This window comes from Pseudonocardia asaccharolytica DSM 44247 = NBRC 16224 (assembly GCF_000423625.1).
Lineage (GTDB): Bacteria > Actinomycetota > Actinomycetes > Mycobacteriales > Pseudonocardiaceae > Pseudonocardia > Pseudonocardia asaccharolytica.
In genome coordinates this window covers 74,058-88,207 of the sequence record NZ_AUII01000003.1, presented here as the reverse complement: position 1 = coordinate 88,207, position 14,150 = coordinate 74,058, and the positions used below count along the sequence as shown (strand labels likewise).

Sequence of the window (14,150 nt, the reverse complement as noted above, 5' to 3'; positions counted from 1 at the left end):
CCTGGTCCGCCTACGATGTCGGTATGTCTTCCGCCGCGCCGCGCCGCGCCCGACGCGCCTTGACCGGCTCGTACCTGGTCGAGTTGCCGACGCCGGTGACAGCGCGGTCAGGTGACTCACCGCTGCACCACGTCCGGGCGGCGCTGGATCTGCGGCTGCGGGCGATGCTCACCCACGACCCGGGCACCCGCAGCGGCGCCGACATCGAGGACCTGCACCAGATGCGGGTCTCGGTGCGCCGCATGCGGGCAACGCTCAAGGCGGCCCGCCCGCTCCTCGACGCCGAATGGGCCGACGCCCTGCGCGCCGAGCTCGGCTGGCTGGGCGGCTCCCTGGGCCCGGTGCGCGACCTCGACGTCATGCTGCTGCGATTGCGCGGTGAGCTCGCCACGCTGCCGGAGATCGAGCGGGAGGCGGGCGAGGTCCTCGTCGGCGCGCTGGTTCGCGAGCGGGTGGCGGCGCGGGCGGAGATGATGGCCGCGCTCGAGGCTCCGCGCTACACCGCGCTGCTCGAGAGCCTCGCCGAGGCGATCCGGGCGCCGCTGCCGGCGCGCCGGGGCGATGGGGCCCAGCCCGAGCTGGTCGATCTCGTCCGGACCGAAGCCCGCAAGCTGGACAAGGCCGTCGACAAGGCGGTCGAGAACCCGCCGGACGAGACCCTGCACGCCCTGCGCATTCTCGGCAAACGCCTTCGCTACACCGCCGAGCTGACCGAGCCGGCCCTCGGCAAGCCGGTCACCCGGCTGCTCAAGGCCACCGCGCACCTGCAGGAGGTGCTCGGTGACCACCAGGATGCCTGCGTGGCCGAGGAGCGCATCCGCAGCCTGCTCGACGATCTCGGTGAGTATCCGGACGCGCACGTCGTGTTCGTCGCGGGTCGCCTCGTCGAGCGGGAGCGCACCCGCGCCGAGGCCAAGCGCGGCGAATGGCGGGACGCGTACCTGACGGTCAAGCGGCGGGTGGCGGACGTGTAGCGGCCGGTTCGGGTTCGATCGGGGCGTCCCCGGAACGGGGGTGGTCCCCGATCCGCCAGATCGCCGCGGCCTGCAGCAGCCCCGCGGCCAGCAACACCCCGATCGCCGCCGGGAACCCGCCGGTGAGATCGATCAGCACACCCATGAGCAGCGGGCCCAGCCCGGCCGCGGCGTAGCCGACGCCGAGCGCGAGACCGCTGGTCGCGGCGCTGGAGGCCCCGTCGGGCGTCCGCCAGGCGATCACCGCGAGGCCCAGCGGGAACCCGGCGCCGAGGCCGATCCCCACCAGCACCACCCAGAGCCACGGCCCGACGATCCCGAGCTCGGGCACCAGCAGCGCGCCGAGCGTCCCGGCGATCCCGCAGACCAGGGTTGTCCCGGACCAGAACCGCCAGCGCCGGCGTCGCTCGGCCAGCATCGGCACCAGCAGGGCGACGGGGATCTGGGTGATGCTCCAGACCCCCAGCAGCATGCCCGCCCGCTGCGCGCTCCAGCCCTGAGCCTGGTAGTACGGCGCCAGCCAGGTCAGCCAGCCGTAGAACATCATCGACGTGCCCGCCATGTAGCACGCGGCGCGGCGGGCGAACGCGTTGCGCACCGGCAGCGACAGCCGCGGCGCCGCTCGGTCCGGGCCGCCCATCCGCAGGGCCACCGGCGTCCACACGGCCACCGCGAGCGCCGCGGGCACCGCCCACACCGCGAGCGAGAACGACCAGCCGCCCAGCGCCACGGCCAGCGGCACGGCAGCGGCGCTGGCCACCGTCGCACCGATCATCATCGAAACGACATAACCGCCGGTCGCGGCGCCCGCCCGGTCGGCGAGGTGTTCCTTGACCACGCCGGTCAGCAGCACACCGGCCAGCCCGATACCCAGGCCGATGAGCACGCTGCCACCGACGAGCGACGCCGAGGTCGGATAGCCGCGCACCAGGCTGCCGAGCGCAACGAGCCCGACCGACAGGCCGAGAGCCCGCTCACGCCCGAACCGGGCGCCGAACGCCGAGCCCGCGAACGAGCCCACCGCCATCATCAGCACCGCCGACGCCTGCACGAGCCCGGCGGCGCCCGCGGAGATGTGCAACTCGTCGCGAGCGGTCTCGATCAGCGGTGGATAGCCGGCGAGCGCGGCTCGCAGGTTGGCCGCCACGGCGAGCAAGCCCAGCAGCACCACGATCGGACGAACCGGGCGAGCGGCCGCGGATCGGGTCACGGAGCCAACCGGCGCACCGCCGCGTCGATCCGCTCGTCGTTCGCGGTGACGGCCACCCGCACGTGCTCCGCCCCCTCCGGTCCGTAGAACTCTCCCGGTGCCACGAGCACACCTTGCGTGGCAAGGTCGCGCACGGTCAACCGGGAGGGCTTGCCGGCGGTGGCCCACAGATACAGCCCGGCCTCCGAGTGGTCGACCCGCAGACCGGCCTTCTCCAACGCGCCGCGCAGCCGGGCCCGCCGCGCGTCGTACACCGCCGCCTGCGCGGCGACGTGTTCGTCGTCGGCCACGGCCGCGGCCATTGCGGCCTGCACCGGCCTTGGCATCATCATCCCGGCGTGCTTGCGCACCTCGAGCAGCCTCGCCACCAACACCGGGTCGCCCGCTACGAACGCAGCCCGGTAGCCCGCGAGGTTCGACGATTTCGACATCGAGTGCACAGCGAGCAGGCCGGTGTGGTCGCCGTCGCAGACCTCGGGGTGCAGCACCGAAACCGGCGCCGGATCGGCGTGCCCGGGCAGCGCGAGATAGCACTCGTCAGAGGCGACAACCGCGCCGCGCTCCCGGGCCCACGCCACCACCGTGCGCAGGTGCTCGGCCGGCAGCACCCGCCCCGTCGGGTTCGACGGCGAGTTCAGCCAGACCAGCCGGACCCGGCGCGGCCCGGCCGCGGCGGGCCCATCGCACCGCAGCCACTCGGCGCCGGCCAGCCGCGCGCCGACCTCGTAGGTGGGATACGCCAGTTCCGGGATGACGACGACGTCGCCGGCCCCGAGCCCGAGCAGCGCGGGCAGCCACGCGACGAGTTCCTTGGAACCGATCGTGGGCAGTACCGCGGCCGGGTCGACGCCGGTCACACCGAACCGCCGGGCCAGCGAGGCCGCGATCGCCTCCCGCAGCGCGGCCGGTCCGTGCGTCGTCGGGTATCCGGGCTCAGCGGCGGCAGGACCGGTCAACGCCGCCCGGACGACCTCCGGAACCGGGTCGACCGGCGTGCCGACGGAGAGATCGACGATGCCACCCGGATGGACGGCGGCGAGTGCCTTGTCGGCGGCCAGCGAGTCCCAGGGAAAATCAGGGAGCGCGGCCGGTCTCACTCGTCGTGCGTCTGCGGGGGCAGGCTCGCGGCGGGCTCCATGTCCCTGGCGATCTTGCCGACCTTCGACGCCCCGCCCGGCGAACCCAGCTCCTCGAAGAAGTCGGCGTTCGCCTTGGTGTAGACCGACCACTGCTCGGGAACGTCGTCCTCGTAGTAGATCGCCTCAACGGGGCACACCGGCTCGCAGGCGCCGCAGTCGACGCACTCGTCGGGGTGGATGTACATCATCCGTCCGCCCTCGTAGATGCAGTCCACCGGGCACTCTTCGATGCACGACTTGTCGAGCAGATCGACACAGGGCTCGGCGATCACATAGGTCACTTCGGTGGTCCTCCACTCGGACAACAGAACGCTCCCAGTATCGCCTTCCGGCCTGATTGCTTCGGGAGCGGGGACGGTGTGAGTCGAACAGCAGATTAACCCGGCCCCATCGATCCTTCTGCGAGAGGATGGCCTCACCATGGGCACGGCCGAGCTGTTGAACGCGCTGGTGGGCTCCCGGGTGGCGCTGCGGCACCGGGTCGGGGAGCGCGACGGGCGCCCGCTGTTCACCGACGCCGTCGGTGAACTCGCCGACGGGGGCGTGCGCGAGGGCGTGCCGACGGTCGTCGTCGCGACTCGGCGAGGGCCGGTCGCGGTGGCCCGGTCCGCCGTTGTCGCGGTGCGCGCGGTGCCGCCGTCCCGGCCGAAACGGCCGTCCTGGCAGACGGTGGTCCGGCTGGAGTCGCTCTGTGCGGATGCCTGGCCCGCCCTGGTCGACCGCCCGCTGGGGGCATGGCGGCTGCGGGCGGCGCAGAACTTCACCGGACGCGCGAACGCGGCGCTGGCGATCGGCGACCCCGGCATCCCGATACCCGCCGCGCTCGCGGCGGTCGAGGCGTTCGCGGCCGAGCACGCGATCCCGCCCCGCGTGCAGGTGCCGGTCGGGTCCCCCTGGTCCCGTGCCGTCGAAGCCGAGGGCTGGGTGCTCGACAGCGACCACGATCCGGGCCCGCGGATCGCGGTACTGGTGGCCGACCTGGATCGGCTGGCCGCGGCGCCGGACCGGCCCGGGCTGGAGATCGATTTCGCCGTGCGGCCCGACGACGGATGGTGGGCCCTCGCACTGGGTGGGCCACCGACCCCGGCCCAGCGGCATGTGATGGCCCCCGAGACCCACCTGCCCACCGGTTTCGGCACCGCCCGCGGCCCGGACGGGAAATCGGCGGGCGTGGTCCGTGCCGCCGTCGTGGCCGACCACCTCTATCTCGCCCGGATGATCGTCCGGCACGAGCTCCGCCGCACCGGAGTCGCCACGGCGCTCACCGCGGCCGCGGCGCGGTGGGGGCTGCGGCGCGGCGCGCGGTGGGCGGTGCTGCAGGTGGAGCTGCGCAATACCGGCGCACTGGCCTGCTACGAGGCATCGGGAGCCACCGAGCACCACCGCTACCACTTCCTCATCCCAGGTGAGTGGCCCAGCGCGCGGCCAGCCAGCGGTGCGCCTCCTTCGACGCCCGCTTGAGCCCCGACCACTCCCCGAAGTACCGCCCCGCCACACCGACGACGGGCAACAGTTGGACCGCCCCGTGGTAGAAGCGGCCGTGCGGCCGCTTGTCCAGCTCGTCGGAGCAGGCGAACAGCGCGCGACCCAACCGCCAGACCGCAGCCGCGACCCGGCGCGGGGTCACGGTGGACCGGGTGTCGGCGAGATCGCCGGTGAGCTCGGCGGCCTGCGCGGCGACGGCGGCGTCGTCGGCCGGGCTCAGCGCTCGCGGGGTGAGGTCGCGCCGGAACAGCACCGCAGCCAGCAACGCGACCAGCGTCTCCTCGTCGGTGATGCCATGTTCGCCGGCGATCGCACACAGCAGCAACCCCTGGCCGGCCGCGGCCATGGTGTCCGACACCGGGAGCTTGTTGGCCACCGCCCCGCCCAGCCCGGGGACCGCCGCGATGACGGTCGTGAACCGGCCGACCCGGTAGATCCACCACCGGCACCGCGCCTCGACGTCCATCGCGGCCCAGGCGGCCGTTCCCGGCACCTTGACCGACGCCAGCAGGTCGAGCACCTTCTCGCGCAGGCCCCGTTCGTCCGCCGACCCGGGCGAGACCCCCCGCATCCGGGCCCGCAGGCCGAACGGGTCGGCGTCGCGCAGCCCGCCAAGGACCGGCCGCGCGGCCCGCGCGAACGGCCGCAGCACGGCGACGACGGCCGCGTCGCTGATCGCCTCAGCCACGCCTGCTCCCTGGCGGCGCGGACAGCCGCTTCGGCCCGCGGGCGTAGTGCAGCTCGAGGGTGCGCCGCCAGGCCAGCAGCCCGGCCGCGAGCCCGACGATCACCAGCAGCAGCGACTGCCACGTCCCGGGCAACAGCAGGTCGCCGCCGGGTCCGGCGAGCCCCAGGACGCCGATGACGAGCAGCCAGACGAGCACCGGCGATCCGGCCACCGCCGGCGCGGTGTCCACCTCGGCGGCCCGCCGAACCAGCCACGGCAGCGTCACCGCCGCGACGAGGGCCCCGACCGGTGCCGACACGGCGCCGATGTACAGCGGCTGGAACATCAGCTCGGCGGCGGCCAGCGCCGCCGAGTCGACGAGCAGCAGCGCCAGCACCGCGATTCTCACCGCACGACGCCGTCGAACAGGTCGGTCTCGGCCCGCGCCGACCCGCCGGCCAGCACGAACTCCTCCACGTCCAGCAGCGGCTGGGCGACCCGGTTGCTCATCGCGTACGCGACGGTGTCCCCGCGCTCCCAGACGCTGATCTGAGTCTCGTGCGCGCGCAGCGCGGCGATCCGGGCGGAACGCTGCGCGGCGACGTCGATCCGGGTGGTGATCTGTTCGTCGGCGACGCTGGGCAGCTCGTCGACGGCCGGGAGCCGGAACGGCATCCCGTCGCGCCCGGCCAGCGCGGCGAGCCCGGCCGCAAGACCGGAGCGGCCCACCGCGGTGGAATAGATCTTCTGCACGTCCGGCGTGCGCTCGGCGGCGGCGACGGTGATCTGGTGGGCACGGACATGATCGGGATGGCCGTAGCCGCCGTCATCGGCGTAGCTGACCACCACCTGCGGGCGCAGCTGCGCGAGCAGGGCGCGCAGCTGCGCGACCTGCTCGTCGAACGTCGCCGGGTCGGCGAAGGCGCGTGGATGCAGCTCGGCCGGGGTGGCCGCCCGGACGCCGTGCCCGACCAGCACCATCCCGGAGTCGCGCCAGCGTCCGGCCCCACCCAGGAAGCGGTGATCGCGCAGGCCCAGCGCGGCGGTGGCCCGGGCCAGTTCCGCGATGCGGTAGCCGCCGAGCTGGTCGGCGCGGCCGGAGGCCAGCTCGGCGAGCTCGGGCGGGATGATCTCGCCCTCCTCGCCGAGCGTGCACGTCACGAGCGTGACGGCGGTGTCGGGTTCGGCGGCGTAGTGGGCGATCGTGCCGCCGGTGGTCAGCGTCTCGTCGTCCGGGTGCGCGTGCACCAGCACGAGCCGACGCGAAGGAAGCTTGACCTCCTCCCGGCCGTGAACGGCCGGGATTCCTCCAGGGCGGCTCATGCGAGTGCCCCGAGGCGGGTTCCTGCTTCGCCGGCAGCCGCCCGGCCGGGGCCGGGTCTGACGTCGCCTCCACAGGCGTTTTCGATCTCCGCAAGCCCGGCGGCGATCCTTCGTCCTTCGGCGAGCACGTTGCGGGCCGCGTTCAGGTCCCGGTCGTGCTCGCTGCCGCACGCGGGGCAGGTCCATGACCTGACCGCGAGCGGCTTGGGTCCGTCGCGGTGCCCGCACGTCGAGCACAACCTTGACGACGGATACCAGCGGTCGATCTTGACCACGGTCCGGCCGTGGTGGGTGGCCTTCTCCTCGATCAACCGGACCAGGGTCGACCAGCCCGCGTCGTGGATCGACCGGGCCAGCCTGCGCTGTGCCGCCCGCAGATGCCGCGGGTTGGCGATGACCTGGCCGTCGGAGGTGACCGCCAGCCGACCCAACCCGAGGGCCACCCCGACCTCGCGGTCGGTGGGTGGCAGTGGGGCGGGGTCGCGTTCGACGACGAACGACACGTAGTACCGGCCGTCCGCCTCGCGGATCACCGCGCACGACGACGGCACGCTCGGCAGCGGGCGAGACCACTCGACCCGCAGCTCGCCGACCTTGGCCACATGCACCCGCCCGTTGGCACGCAGGGTGAAGCCATTGCGGGTGAGCCGGATCGACTGCCGGTGGTCCTTGCGCGACCGGAACCGTGGTCGCCCGATCCGGCGACCCTTCCGCTTCCCGGACAGCGAGTCGAGCCAGTTGCGGTAGGCGCGGCGGGCGTCCTGACAGGCCTGTACCAGCGCGACCGAGGCGACCTCGCCCAGCCATGCCCGCTCGGGGGTGTGCGTGGCGAGGGTGATGACACGGCGCTGCACTTCGCTGTCGGGCAGCTTCTCCCCGGCCGTGTAGGCCTCCTGTCGGATCCGGAGGCAGTCGTTGTACACGACCCGGGCGCACCCGAATGTCCGCGCCAACGCCTGCTCCTGGTCGGGAGTGGGGTAGACGCGGTAGCGGTAGCGGACGATCGGCACGGACGCATCATCGCAGCGGCCCCCGACAACCCCGCCCGACGCCCGCCGCCGTGGGATGCCATGGGTAGTCGCACTCCTCGCGCTCCCGCTCGTCGAGCACCCGCCCACCCTGCAGTGGTCCCAGCCGGCGAACAGCATCAACGAGGTCTCCTACTCGCGGCCGCGGTAGCGGCTGCGCACGCACCGCGACCACCCGTGGTCGCCGCCGACCCCCTTGACACCACAGCCGCCATAGGGAATCAGAGCAGGCTCCGCTGCCGGGCGTAGTGGCAAGCCACCGGGTGGCCCTGGCCGCGGTCGACGAGTTCCGGCTCGGCGTTGATGCACCGGTCGCGCTCCGCCTCGCTCAGCTCGCCGGCGAAGGTGGGACAGCGGGTGCGGAACCGGCAGCCACTGGGCGGCGAGACGGGGCTGGGCACGTCCCCGACGACGGTGATCCGCTCCCTGGCCCGCTCCTTGCGCGGATCGGGCAGCGGGATCGCCGAGATCAGCGCCTGGGTGTAGGGATGCGCGGGCCCGGAGAACAGCTGGTCGACCGGACCGGTCTCGACGATCTTGCCGAGGTACATCACGGCGATCCGATCGGCGATATGCCGCACCACCGACAGGTCGTGCGAGACGAACAGGTACGACAGCCCCAGCTCCGCCTGCAGCTCGCCGAGCAGGTTGAGCACCCCGGCCTGGATCGACACGTCGAGCGCCGAGACCGGCTCGTCGAGCACCAACACCTTGGGGCGCAGGGCCAGCGCGCGGGCCACCCCGATGCGCTGGCGCTGCCCGCCGGAGAACTCGTGCGGGAACCGGTTGCCGTGCTCGGGTTTGAGGCCGACGGTCCGCATCAGGTCGCGCACCTGCTCACGACCGCCGCCGTTGTAGCGCCCGTGGATGCGCAGCGGCTCGGCGATGATCTCGTTGACCGGCAGCCGCGGATCGAGCGAGGCGTACGGGTCCTGGAACACGATCTGCAGCTCGCGGCGCAGCGCCCGCATCTGCCTGGTGCCCAGCGTGGTGAGGTCCCGGCCCCGGTAGTAGACGCTGCCCGAGGTGGCGGGCAGCAGCTGCAGCACCACACGCGCCGTCGTCGACTTGCCGCACCCGGACTCGCCGACCAGCCCCAGCGTCTCGCCCTCGGCGAGCTCCAGCGACACCCCGCAGACGGCGTGCACCGCGCCGACATCGCGGCGGATCAGGCCCTTGGACCGCACCGGGAAGTGCTTGACGAGGTTGCGCACGCTCAGTACCGGAGGCGCGACGGCGGGCGCGTTCACGAGCTAGGCTCCTCGGTCTCGGCGACGAACTCGGCCAGCGCCGTGGTGTCGGTGACGCTCCAGGCGTACAGCTCGTCGGGCCGGGTGTCGACGAGCCGGTCCGAGAAGTGGCACGCCGCGGTGTGCCCGGGGCCGGTGGTGGGCTCCAGCGGCGGTTCGGTCTCGTCGCAGACCGGCTGGGCCAGCGGGCACCGCGGGGTGAACGGACAGCCCGGCGGCATGTTCACCAACGAGGGCGGCGCGCCCGGGATGGGCGTGAGGCGTTCGGCGGTGCGGTCGAGCCGCGGCAGGCTGCCCAGCAGGCCCAGGGTGTAGGGCATGCGCGGGGTGTAGAAGACATCCTCGGCCGTGCCGCTCTCGACCAGCTTGCCCGCGTACATCACCATCACCCGGTCGGCCTGCCCGGCGATCACGCCGAGGTCGTGGGTGATCAGCACCATCGCGGCGCCGGTCTCCTCCTTGGCCGAGTCGAGCGCCACCATGATCTGCGCCTGAACGGTGACGTCGAGGGCGGTCGTGGGCTCGTCGGCGATGATGACGTCGGGGTCGTTGGCGATGGCGATCGCGATGACGACGCGCTGGCGCATGCCGCCGGAGAGCTCGTGCGGGTAGTTCGGCAGCCGCTCGCGGGGGTTGGGGATCCGCACGATCTCGAGGAGCTCGACGGCCCGGTCGAGCGCCGCCTCCTTGCTGACGTCGTGGTGCGCCCGCACGGCCTCGGCGATCTGGAAGCCGACCGAGTACACGGGGTTCAGCGAGGTCATCGGGTCCTGGAAGATCATCGAGACGTGCCGGCCGCGGATCTTCGTCAGTGCCTCGTCCCTCGCGCCGATCAGCTCCTGGTCGCGGAAGCGAACCGAGCCCGTGACCCTCGCGTTCTTCGGAAGGAGCCCCATCACGGCGAGCGAGGTGACCGACTTACCCGAGCCCGACTCGCCGACGATGCCCAGCACCTCGCCGCGACGCAGCCGGTAGCTCACGCCGCGGACGGCCTGCACGAGCCCGTCGTCGGTCGGGAACCCCACGGTGAGGTCGGCGACCTCGAGCACGAGCTCGCCGGCGCCGCCGTCGGGCGACACTGCGCCGAGCGGGTCCTCGCCACCGGGATTCATGCGCGCACCTTCGTCTGCCGCGGGTCGAGCGCGTCGCGCAGCCCGTCGCCGATGAAGTTGATCGTGAGGGCGATCAGGATGATGAACAGCCCCGGGAAGTAGAACAGCCACGGCCGGGTCGTGAGCGCCGTCTGGGCCTCGCTGACCAGCAGGCCCAGCGAGGTGTCCGGCGGGCGCACACCGAAGCCCAGGTAGGACAGCGCGGTCTCGAGCAGGATGGCGATGGCGACGAGGATCGTCGCGTTCACGATGATCGAGCCGAGCGCGTTGGGCACCAGGTGGCGCAGGATGATCCGCGTATTGCTGGCCCCGAGCGCCTTCGCCGCCTCGATGAACTCCTTCTCCCGCAGCGACAGCACGACGCCGCGCGAGACCCGCGACACGTAGGCCCAGTACAGGCCGGCGATCACCAGCGAGATCAGCCACCAGGAGCCGCCGAAGTGGTGCGCGAGCATCGCGGCGACGGCGAGCAGCGGCAGCGTCAGGATCAGGTCGGAGACCCGCATCATCACGGTATCCACGCCGCGGCCGAAGTACCCGGCGACGGCCCCCCAGATCGTGCCGACGAGCGTGGAGAACAGCGCCACCAGCACCGCGATCTGCAGCGAGATCTGAGTGCCGCGCAGCACCTGGGCGAACTGGTCCTTGCCCACGGCGTCGGTGCCGAACGGGTGGTCCCAGGACGGGGGCTGGGAGTTGTCCGGGGTGAACTGCCCCGGCTCGTACTTCCACAGCGCGCCGCCGACGTAGGCGAGCAGCACGAGCGCGACGAGCACCCCGAGACTGACCACCGCCAGCCGGTGCTGGAGGAACCGGTGACGCACCAGGTGGAACTGGCTGCGCTCGGCGACGGTGAACTCGCGCTCCGGCGCGGGGGCCGTCGGACCGGCCGCCGGGGCCGAGGGGCGGGCCGGGGACTCAGGCATAGCGGATCCTGGGGTCGAGGACGGCGTAGAGCAGGTCGGCGATCAGGTTGAACAGGATGACCACCGTCGCGGTCACCAGCAGCCACGCCATCACGACGTAGGTGTCGTTGTCGCGGATCGCGGTGAGCAAGAGGTCGCCCATCCCCCGCCACTGGAACACGGTCTCGGTGACCACCGCGCCGCTGATGATGGCCGCGAGGTCCAGCGCCGTGACCGTGGTGAGCGGGATCAACGCGTTGCGCAGCGCGTGGCGGACCATCACCCGCCGGTTGGACAGACCCTTGGCCCGCGCCAACCGGACGTAGTCGCTGTCCATCACCTCGAGCATCGAGGCGCGCTGGTAGCGGCTCCAGGCGGCGTAGGAGATGAGCGCGAGCGAGATGGTGGGCAGCACCATATGACCCGCGGTGTCTGCCACCTTGGCCCAGAAACCGTCCGGTTCGATGACCGAGCTGGCCCCGATGGTGTAGATGACCTGCTGGCCCACGGCGTCGTTGAAGTCGATGCCGGCCTGCTTGAGCAGGATGGCGAGCCAGAACGACGGCATGGCCAGGAAGAGGAACCCCAGGAACGTGGCGGTGTAGTCAGTCTTGGAGTACTGCTTGACCGCGCTGACCACGCCCACAACGACGGCCAGCACCACCGCCACCAGCATCGCCAGCGCGATCAGGCGCATCGTCACGATGAACCGTCGCGTAAGCTCTGCGCCGATGTCGAGGGTCGAATGCACCGATGGCCCGAAGTCGCCGGTGAACAGGCCGGTGAGCCAGAGCCAATAACGCTCCAGCAGCGGCTCGTCGAGCCGCAGCCGCTCGGTCTCCAGCGCGATGACCTCGGGCGGCGGCGGGGGGTTGCGGAACAGCAGCTCGTCGAGCGGGTTGCCGGACAGCGAGGCGAGCAGGAACACCACGAAGGACGAGATCAGCAGGATCGGGATCGACGCCGCGATCCGGCGAATGGCGAAAGCGAGCATGAGGGTCTTTCGGCTGGTCGGGCCGGCCTACGCTCGTGGCGGGCCGGCGGCGAGGGGACGATATCGGGTTCCGAGGGGATCGCCGGGTGGCGCGGTCCCCCTCGGACCCATCGTCGATCAGCCGGCGCGCAGCCCCCACTCCTGGATGTTGTAGGGCGGCCCGTCGAGCGAGGAGTTGTTCCGAACATTCGCGACCGAGTTCTGCACCGCGATGAACGTCGGCTTCTGGTAGAGCGGCAGCACGTACGCGTCCTCGGAGAGGATCCGGTCGGCCTGGATCAGCAGGTCGCGCGCCGCCGCCTCGTCGGTGGACGACGCCGCCTCGGTGAGCAGCCGATCGACCTCCGGGTTGTTGTACTTGCCGAAGTTGCTGCTCGAGGTGGACAGCCACGTCTGCTGCGCGTTGGCGAACGGGAACGGCGAGCTGACCCAGGCGAACACCATGATGTCGTAGTCGCCGCTGTTCAGCGTGCCGCCGAGGTCGTCGGTGGGGACCACCTGCACGTCGAGGCCGAGCGGACGCATGTAGGAGGCGAACAGCTCGCACTCGTTCTGCCGGATCGCGTTGCCGGTGGTGTAGCGGATCCGCAGCGGGGGCACGACCTGGCCGTCCGGTCTGGTCAGCCGCTGGCCCTCCTGCGCGCCGGTGTAGCCGGCGTCGGTGAGGATCTTCCGGGCCGCCTCGACGTCCCCGTTGCCGTGCCCGGTCTCGCTCACCACATCCTCGTAGCCGGGCTGGCCGGGGACGAACATGTGGCTGTTCATCGGTCCGACCTCGTTGTTGAACTGGCCGACGGTCTTGGCGATGATGTCCTGGCGGTTGGTCGCGGTGAACATCGCGTCGCGCAGCGCCTCGTCGGCGAGGAACGGGTTGGCCAGGTTGAGGTCGAAGTGCTCCCAGGTCAGCCCGAGGCCCTGGTACTGGGACACGTTCGGGATGTTGGCCACCTGTTGCACGAGATCCACCTGCGGCTGCGGGTAGATGACCTGCACCTCGTTGTTCTGCAGCGCGACCGGCTCCTGTGTGGCGTCGGTGATGATGCGGAAGATCACCCGGTCGAGTGCCGGCTTGGTCGAGCCGTACCACTGCGGGTTCGGCACGGTCGTCAGCGCGACGTTCGGCTGCCAGTTCTCGATCCGGTAGGCGCCACCCGTGTAGGTCGGCACGGTCTTCTCGAAGTAGGAGAAGGCGGCGGCGAGGCCCTCCGGCGTGTTGAGGTCACCCTGCTGGGCGGCGATGTGCGCGGGGTACAGCGGCGCGCCGGACGACCAGAGGTTCTTCCAGTCGGTGTAGGGCTTGCTGTACACGACGGTCACCGTCTTGCCGTTGTTCGACCCGGTGACCGACTGGACCTGGTCATAGCCCGAGTTGGTGGCCGCGGCGCACGTGGGACAGTCGCGCCCGTTCTGCACCTTCCAGTTGTAGACGAAGTCGTCGGCGGTGATCGGCGTGCCGTCCGCCCACACCGCCTCGGGCTTGATCTCGTAGACGATCGTCTGCGGGGACGTGCTCGTCTGCTCGGCGGAGGCCAGCAGGTCCTCGTTCATCGCCAGGGTCAGGTCGGGTTGGGTCACGAACGTGAACGGCAGGACGCCCTTGAGCGCCATCGCGGTCTCGAAGACGTTGCCCTCGGCCGAGGTGATGTTCCAGTTCTGGATGTCCTTCTCCAGCGCGAAGCTGATCTGGCCGCCCTTCTGGAGCTGGTCAGCGGGCACGGAGTTGCAGGTGTTGGGATTCTCCTTGCAGTCGGCGAACACCCCGGCGGCGCCGTCCCCCTGACCGCCACCGGCACCGCCGCCACCGCCGCAGGCCGCCAACACCATGGTCGCTGCGGCGGTCACCGCGATCAGCGATCCCAGTCTCGACCTTCTCATGACTTCAATGGCCTCTCTGCATGGGGACGCCTCGTTCGGCATCCCGGGACACGGGCCGGAGCGACAGACGCGACCAGGCTCCTGGCCTGCACCGTAGGAAGACCGATGTGGGACGTCACCCAGGGTGCAGCGATCGTGACCAAAGGGAGACCAGAGATGAACGCAGCGACACGATGGAGCTACCCAAC

Annotated in this window: 14 protein-coding genes; 2 read left to right on the top strand and 12 right to left on the bottom strand. The window is 71.7% G+C overall.

Annotated elements, in window-relative coordinates; all coding sequences use genetic code 11:
• Positions 1-23: 23 nt before the first annotated feature.
• Entirely contained in the window at positions 24-974 is a 951-nt protein-coding gene (locus G567_RS0104455; protein ID WP_028929025.1) for a CHAD domain-containing protein, read from the top strand.
• Here G567_RS0104455 and G567_RS26775 read toward each other — a convergent pair.
• From G567_RS26775 to fdxA, 3 genes are read right to left on the bottom strand one after another with little or no spacing between them, the layout of a single operon-like run.
• Complete coding sequence (locus G567_RS26775; protein WP_051232288.1) at positions 949-2,184, bottom strand: MFS transporter; 1,236 nt, start codon at positions 2,182-2,184, stop codon at positions 949-951. The genes G567_RS0104455 and G567_RS26775 overlap by 26 nt on opposite strands.
• On the bottom strand, positions 2,181-3,281 hold the full coding sequence (gene dapC / locus G567_RS0104445; RefSeq protein WP_028929024.1) for a succinyldiaminopimelate transaminase: 1,101 nt from the start codon (positions 3,279-3,281) through the stop codon (positions 2,181-2,183). Before dapC ends, G567_RS26775 begins: the two co-directional genes overlap by 4 nt.
• Positions 3,278-3,604, bottom strand: coding sequence for a ferredoxin (gene fdxA, locus G567_RS0104440; RefSeq protein WP_028929023.1), 327 nt, complete (start codon positions 3,602-3,604; stop codon positions 3,278-3,280). The genes dapC and fdxA overlap by 4 nt, the downstream gene beginning before the upstream one ends.
• Positions 3,605-3,743: 139 nt before the next feature.
• On the opposite strand from fdxA, the gene G567_RS0104435 reads away from it, so the two are divergent.
• Entirely contained in the window at positions 3,744-4,784 is a 1,041-nt protein-coding gene (locus G567_RS0104435) for a GNAT family N-acetyltransferase (protein ID WP_051232286.1), read from the top strand.
• On the opposite strand, the gene G567_RS0104430 is transcribed toward G567_RS0104435, so the two are convergent.
• From G567_RS0104430 to G567_RS0104390, 9 genes are all read right to left on the bottom strand, one after another.
• Positions 4,720-5,496, bottom strand: coding sequence for a hypothetical protein (locus G567_RS0104430; RefSeq protein ID WP_028929021.1), 777 nt, complete (start codon positions 5,494-5,496; stop codon positions 4,720-4,722). The genes G567_RS0104435 and G567_RS0104430 overlap by 65 nt on opposite strands.
• The gene (locus tag G567_RS26770; RefSeq protein WP_037055861.1) at positions 5,489-5,884 is read right to left on the bottom strand and encodes a hypothetical protein; all 396 of its coding nucleotides are present in this window, start codon (positions 5,882-5,884) and stop codon (positions 5,489-5,491) included. Before G567_RS26770 ends, G567_RS0104430 begins: the two co-directional genes overlap by 8 nt.
• Positions 5,881-6,798: an N-acetyl-1-D-myo-inositol-2-amino-2-deoxy-alpha-D-glucopyranoside deacetylase gene (gene mshB / locus G567_RS0104420; protein WP_084795860.1), complete on the bottom strand. Its 918-nt coding sequence runs from the start codon at positions 6,796-6,798 to the stop codon at positions 5,881-5,883. The genes G567_RS26770 and mshB overlap by 4 nt, the downstream gene beginning before the upstream one ends.
• Positions 6,795-7,808, bottom strand: coding sequence for an RNA-guided endonuclease InsQ/TnpB family protein (locus G567_RS0104415; RefSeq protein ID WP_028929019.1), 1,014 nt, complete (start codon positions 7,806-7,808; stop codon positions 6,795-6,797). The genes mshB and G567_RS0104415 overlap by 4 nt, the downstream gene beginning before the upstream one ends.
• A 239-nt stretch (positions 7,809-8,047) precedes the next feature.
• Entirely contained in the window at positions 8,048-9,076 is a 1,029-nt protein-coding gene (locus tag G567_RS0104410; RefSeq protein ID WP_028929018.1) for an ABC transporter ATP-binding protein, read from the bottom strand.
• Positions 9,073-10,188 carry an ABC transporter ATP-binding protein gene (locus G567_RS26765; protein ID WP_051232284.1) on the bottom strand — a complete coding sequence of 372 codons (1,116 nt, stop codon included), beginning with the start codon at positions 10,186-10,188 and terminating at the stop codon, positions 9,073-9,075. The genes G567_RS0104410 and G567_RS26765 overlap by 4 nt, the downstream gene beginning before the upstream one ends.
• The gene (locus G567_RS0104400; protein WP_028929017.1) at positions 10,185-11,114 is read right to left on the bottom strand and encodes an ABC transporter permease; all 930 of its coding nucleotides are present in this window, start codon (positions 11,112-11,114) and stop codon (positions 10,185-10,187) included. Before G567_RS0104400 ends, G567_RS26765 begins: the two co-directional genes overlap by 4 nt.
• Positions 11,107-12,087, bottom strand: coding sequence for an ABC transporter permease (locus tag G567_RS0104395; protein WP_028929016.1), 981 nt, complete (start codon positions 12,085-12,087; stop codon positions 11,107-11,109). The genes G567_RS0104400 and G567_RS0104395 overlap by 8 nt, the downstream gene beginning before the upstream one ends.
• A gap of 117 nt (positions 12,088-12,204) precedes the next feature.
• Positions 12,205-13,962: an ABC transporter family substrate-binding protein gene (locus G567_RS0104390; RefSeq protein WP_028929015.1), complete on the bottom strand. Its 1,758-nt coding sequence runs from the start codon at positions 13,960-13,962 to the stop codon at positions 12,205-12,207.
• Positions 13,963-14,150 lie beyond the last annotated feature (188 nt).

What these genes read in the sequence shown, in the direction of transcription:
- G567_RS26765 (WP_051232284.1), bottom strand. Translation starts at nt 10,188, where the DNA reads ATGAATCCCGGTGGCGAGGACCCGCTCGGCGCAGTGTCGCCCGACGGC.
- G567_RS0104395 (WP_028929016.1), bottom strand. Translation starts at nt 12,087, where the DNA reads ATGCTCGCTTTCGCCATTCGCCGGATCGCGGCGTCGATCCCGATCCTG.
- G567_RS0104455 (WP_028929025.1), top strand. Translation starts at nt 24, where the DNA reads ATGTCTTCCGCCGCGCCGCGCCGCGCCCGACGCGCCTTGACCGGCTCG.
- mshB (WP_084795860.1), bottom strand. Translation starts at nt 6,798, where the DNA reads ATGAGCCGCCCTGGAGGAATCCCGGCCGTTCACGGCCGGGAGGAGGTC.
- G567_RS0104435 (WP_051232286.1), top strand. Translation starts at nt 3,744, where the DNA reads ATGGGCACGGCCGAGCTGTTGAACGCGCTGGTGGGCTCCCGGGTGGCG.
- G567_RS0104390 (WP_028929015.1), bottom strand. Translation starts at nt 13,962, where the DNA reads ATGAGAAGGTCGAGACTGGGATCGCTGATCGCGGTGACCGCCGCAGCG.
- G567_RS0104400 (WP_028929017.1), bottom strand. Translation starts at nt 11,114, where the DNA reads ATGCCTGAGTCCCCGGCCCGCCCCTCGGCCCCGGCGGCCGGTCCGACG.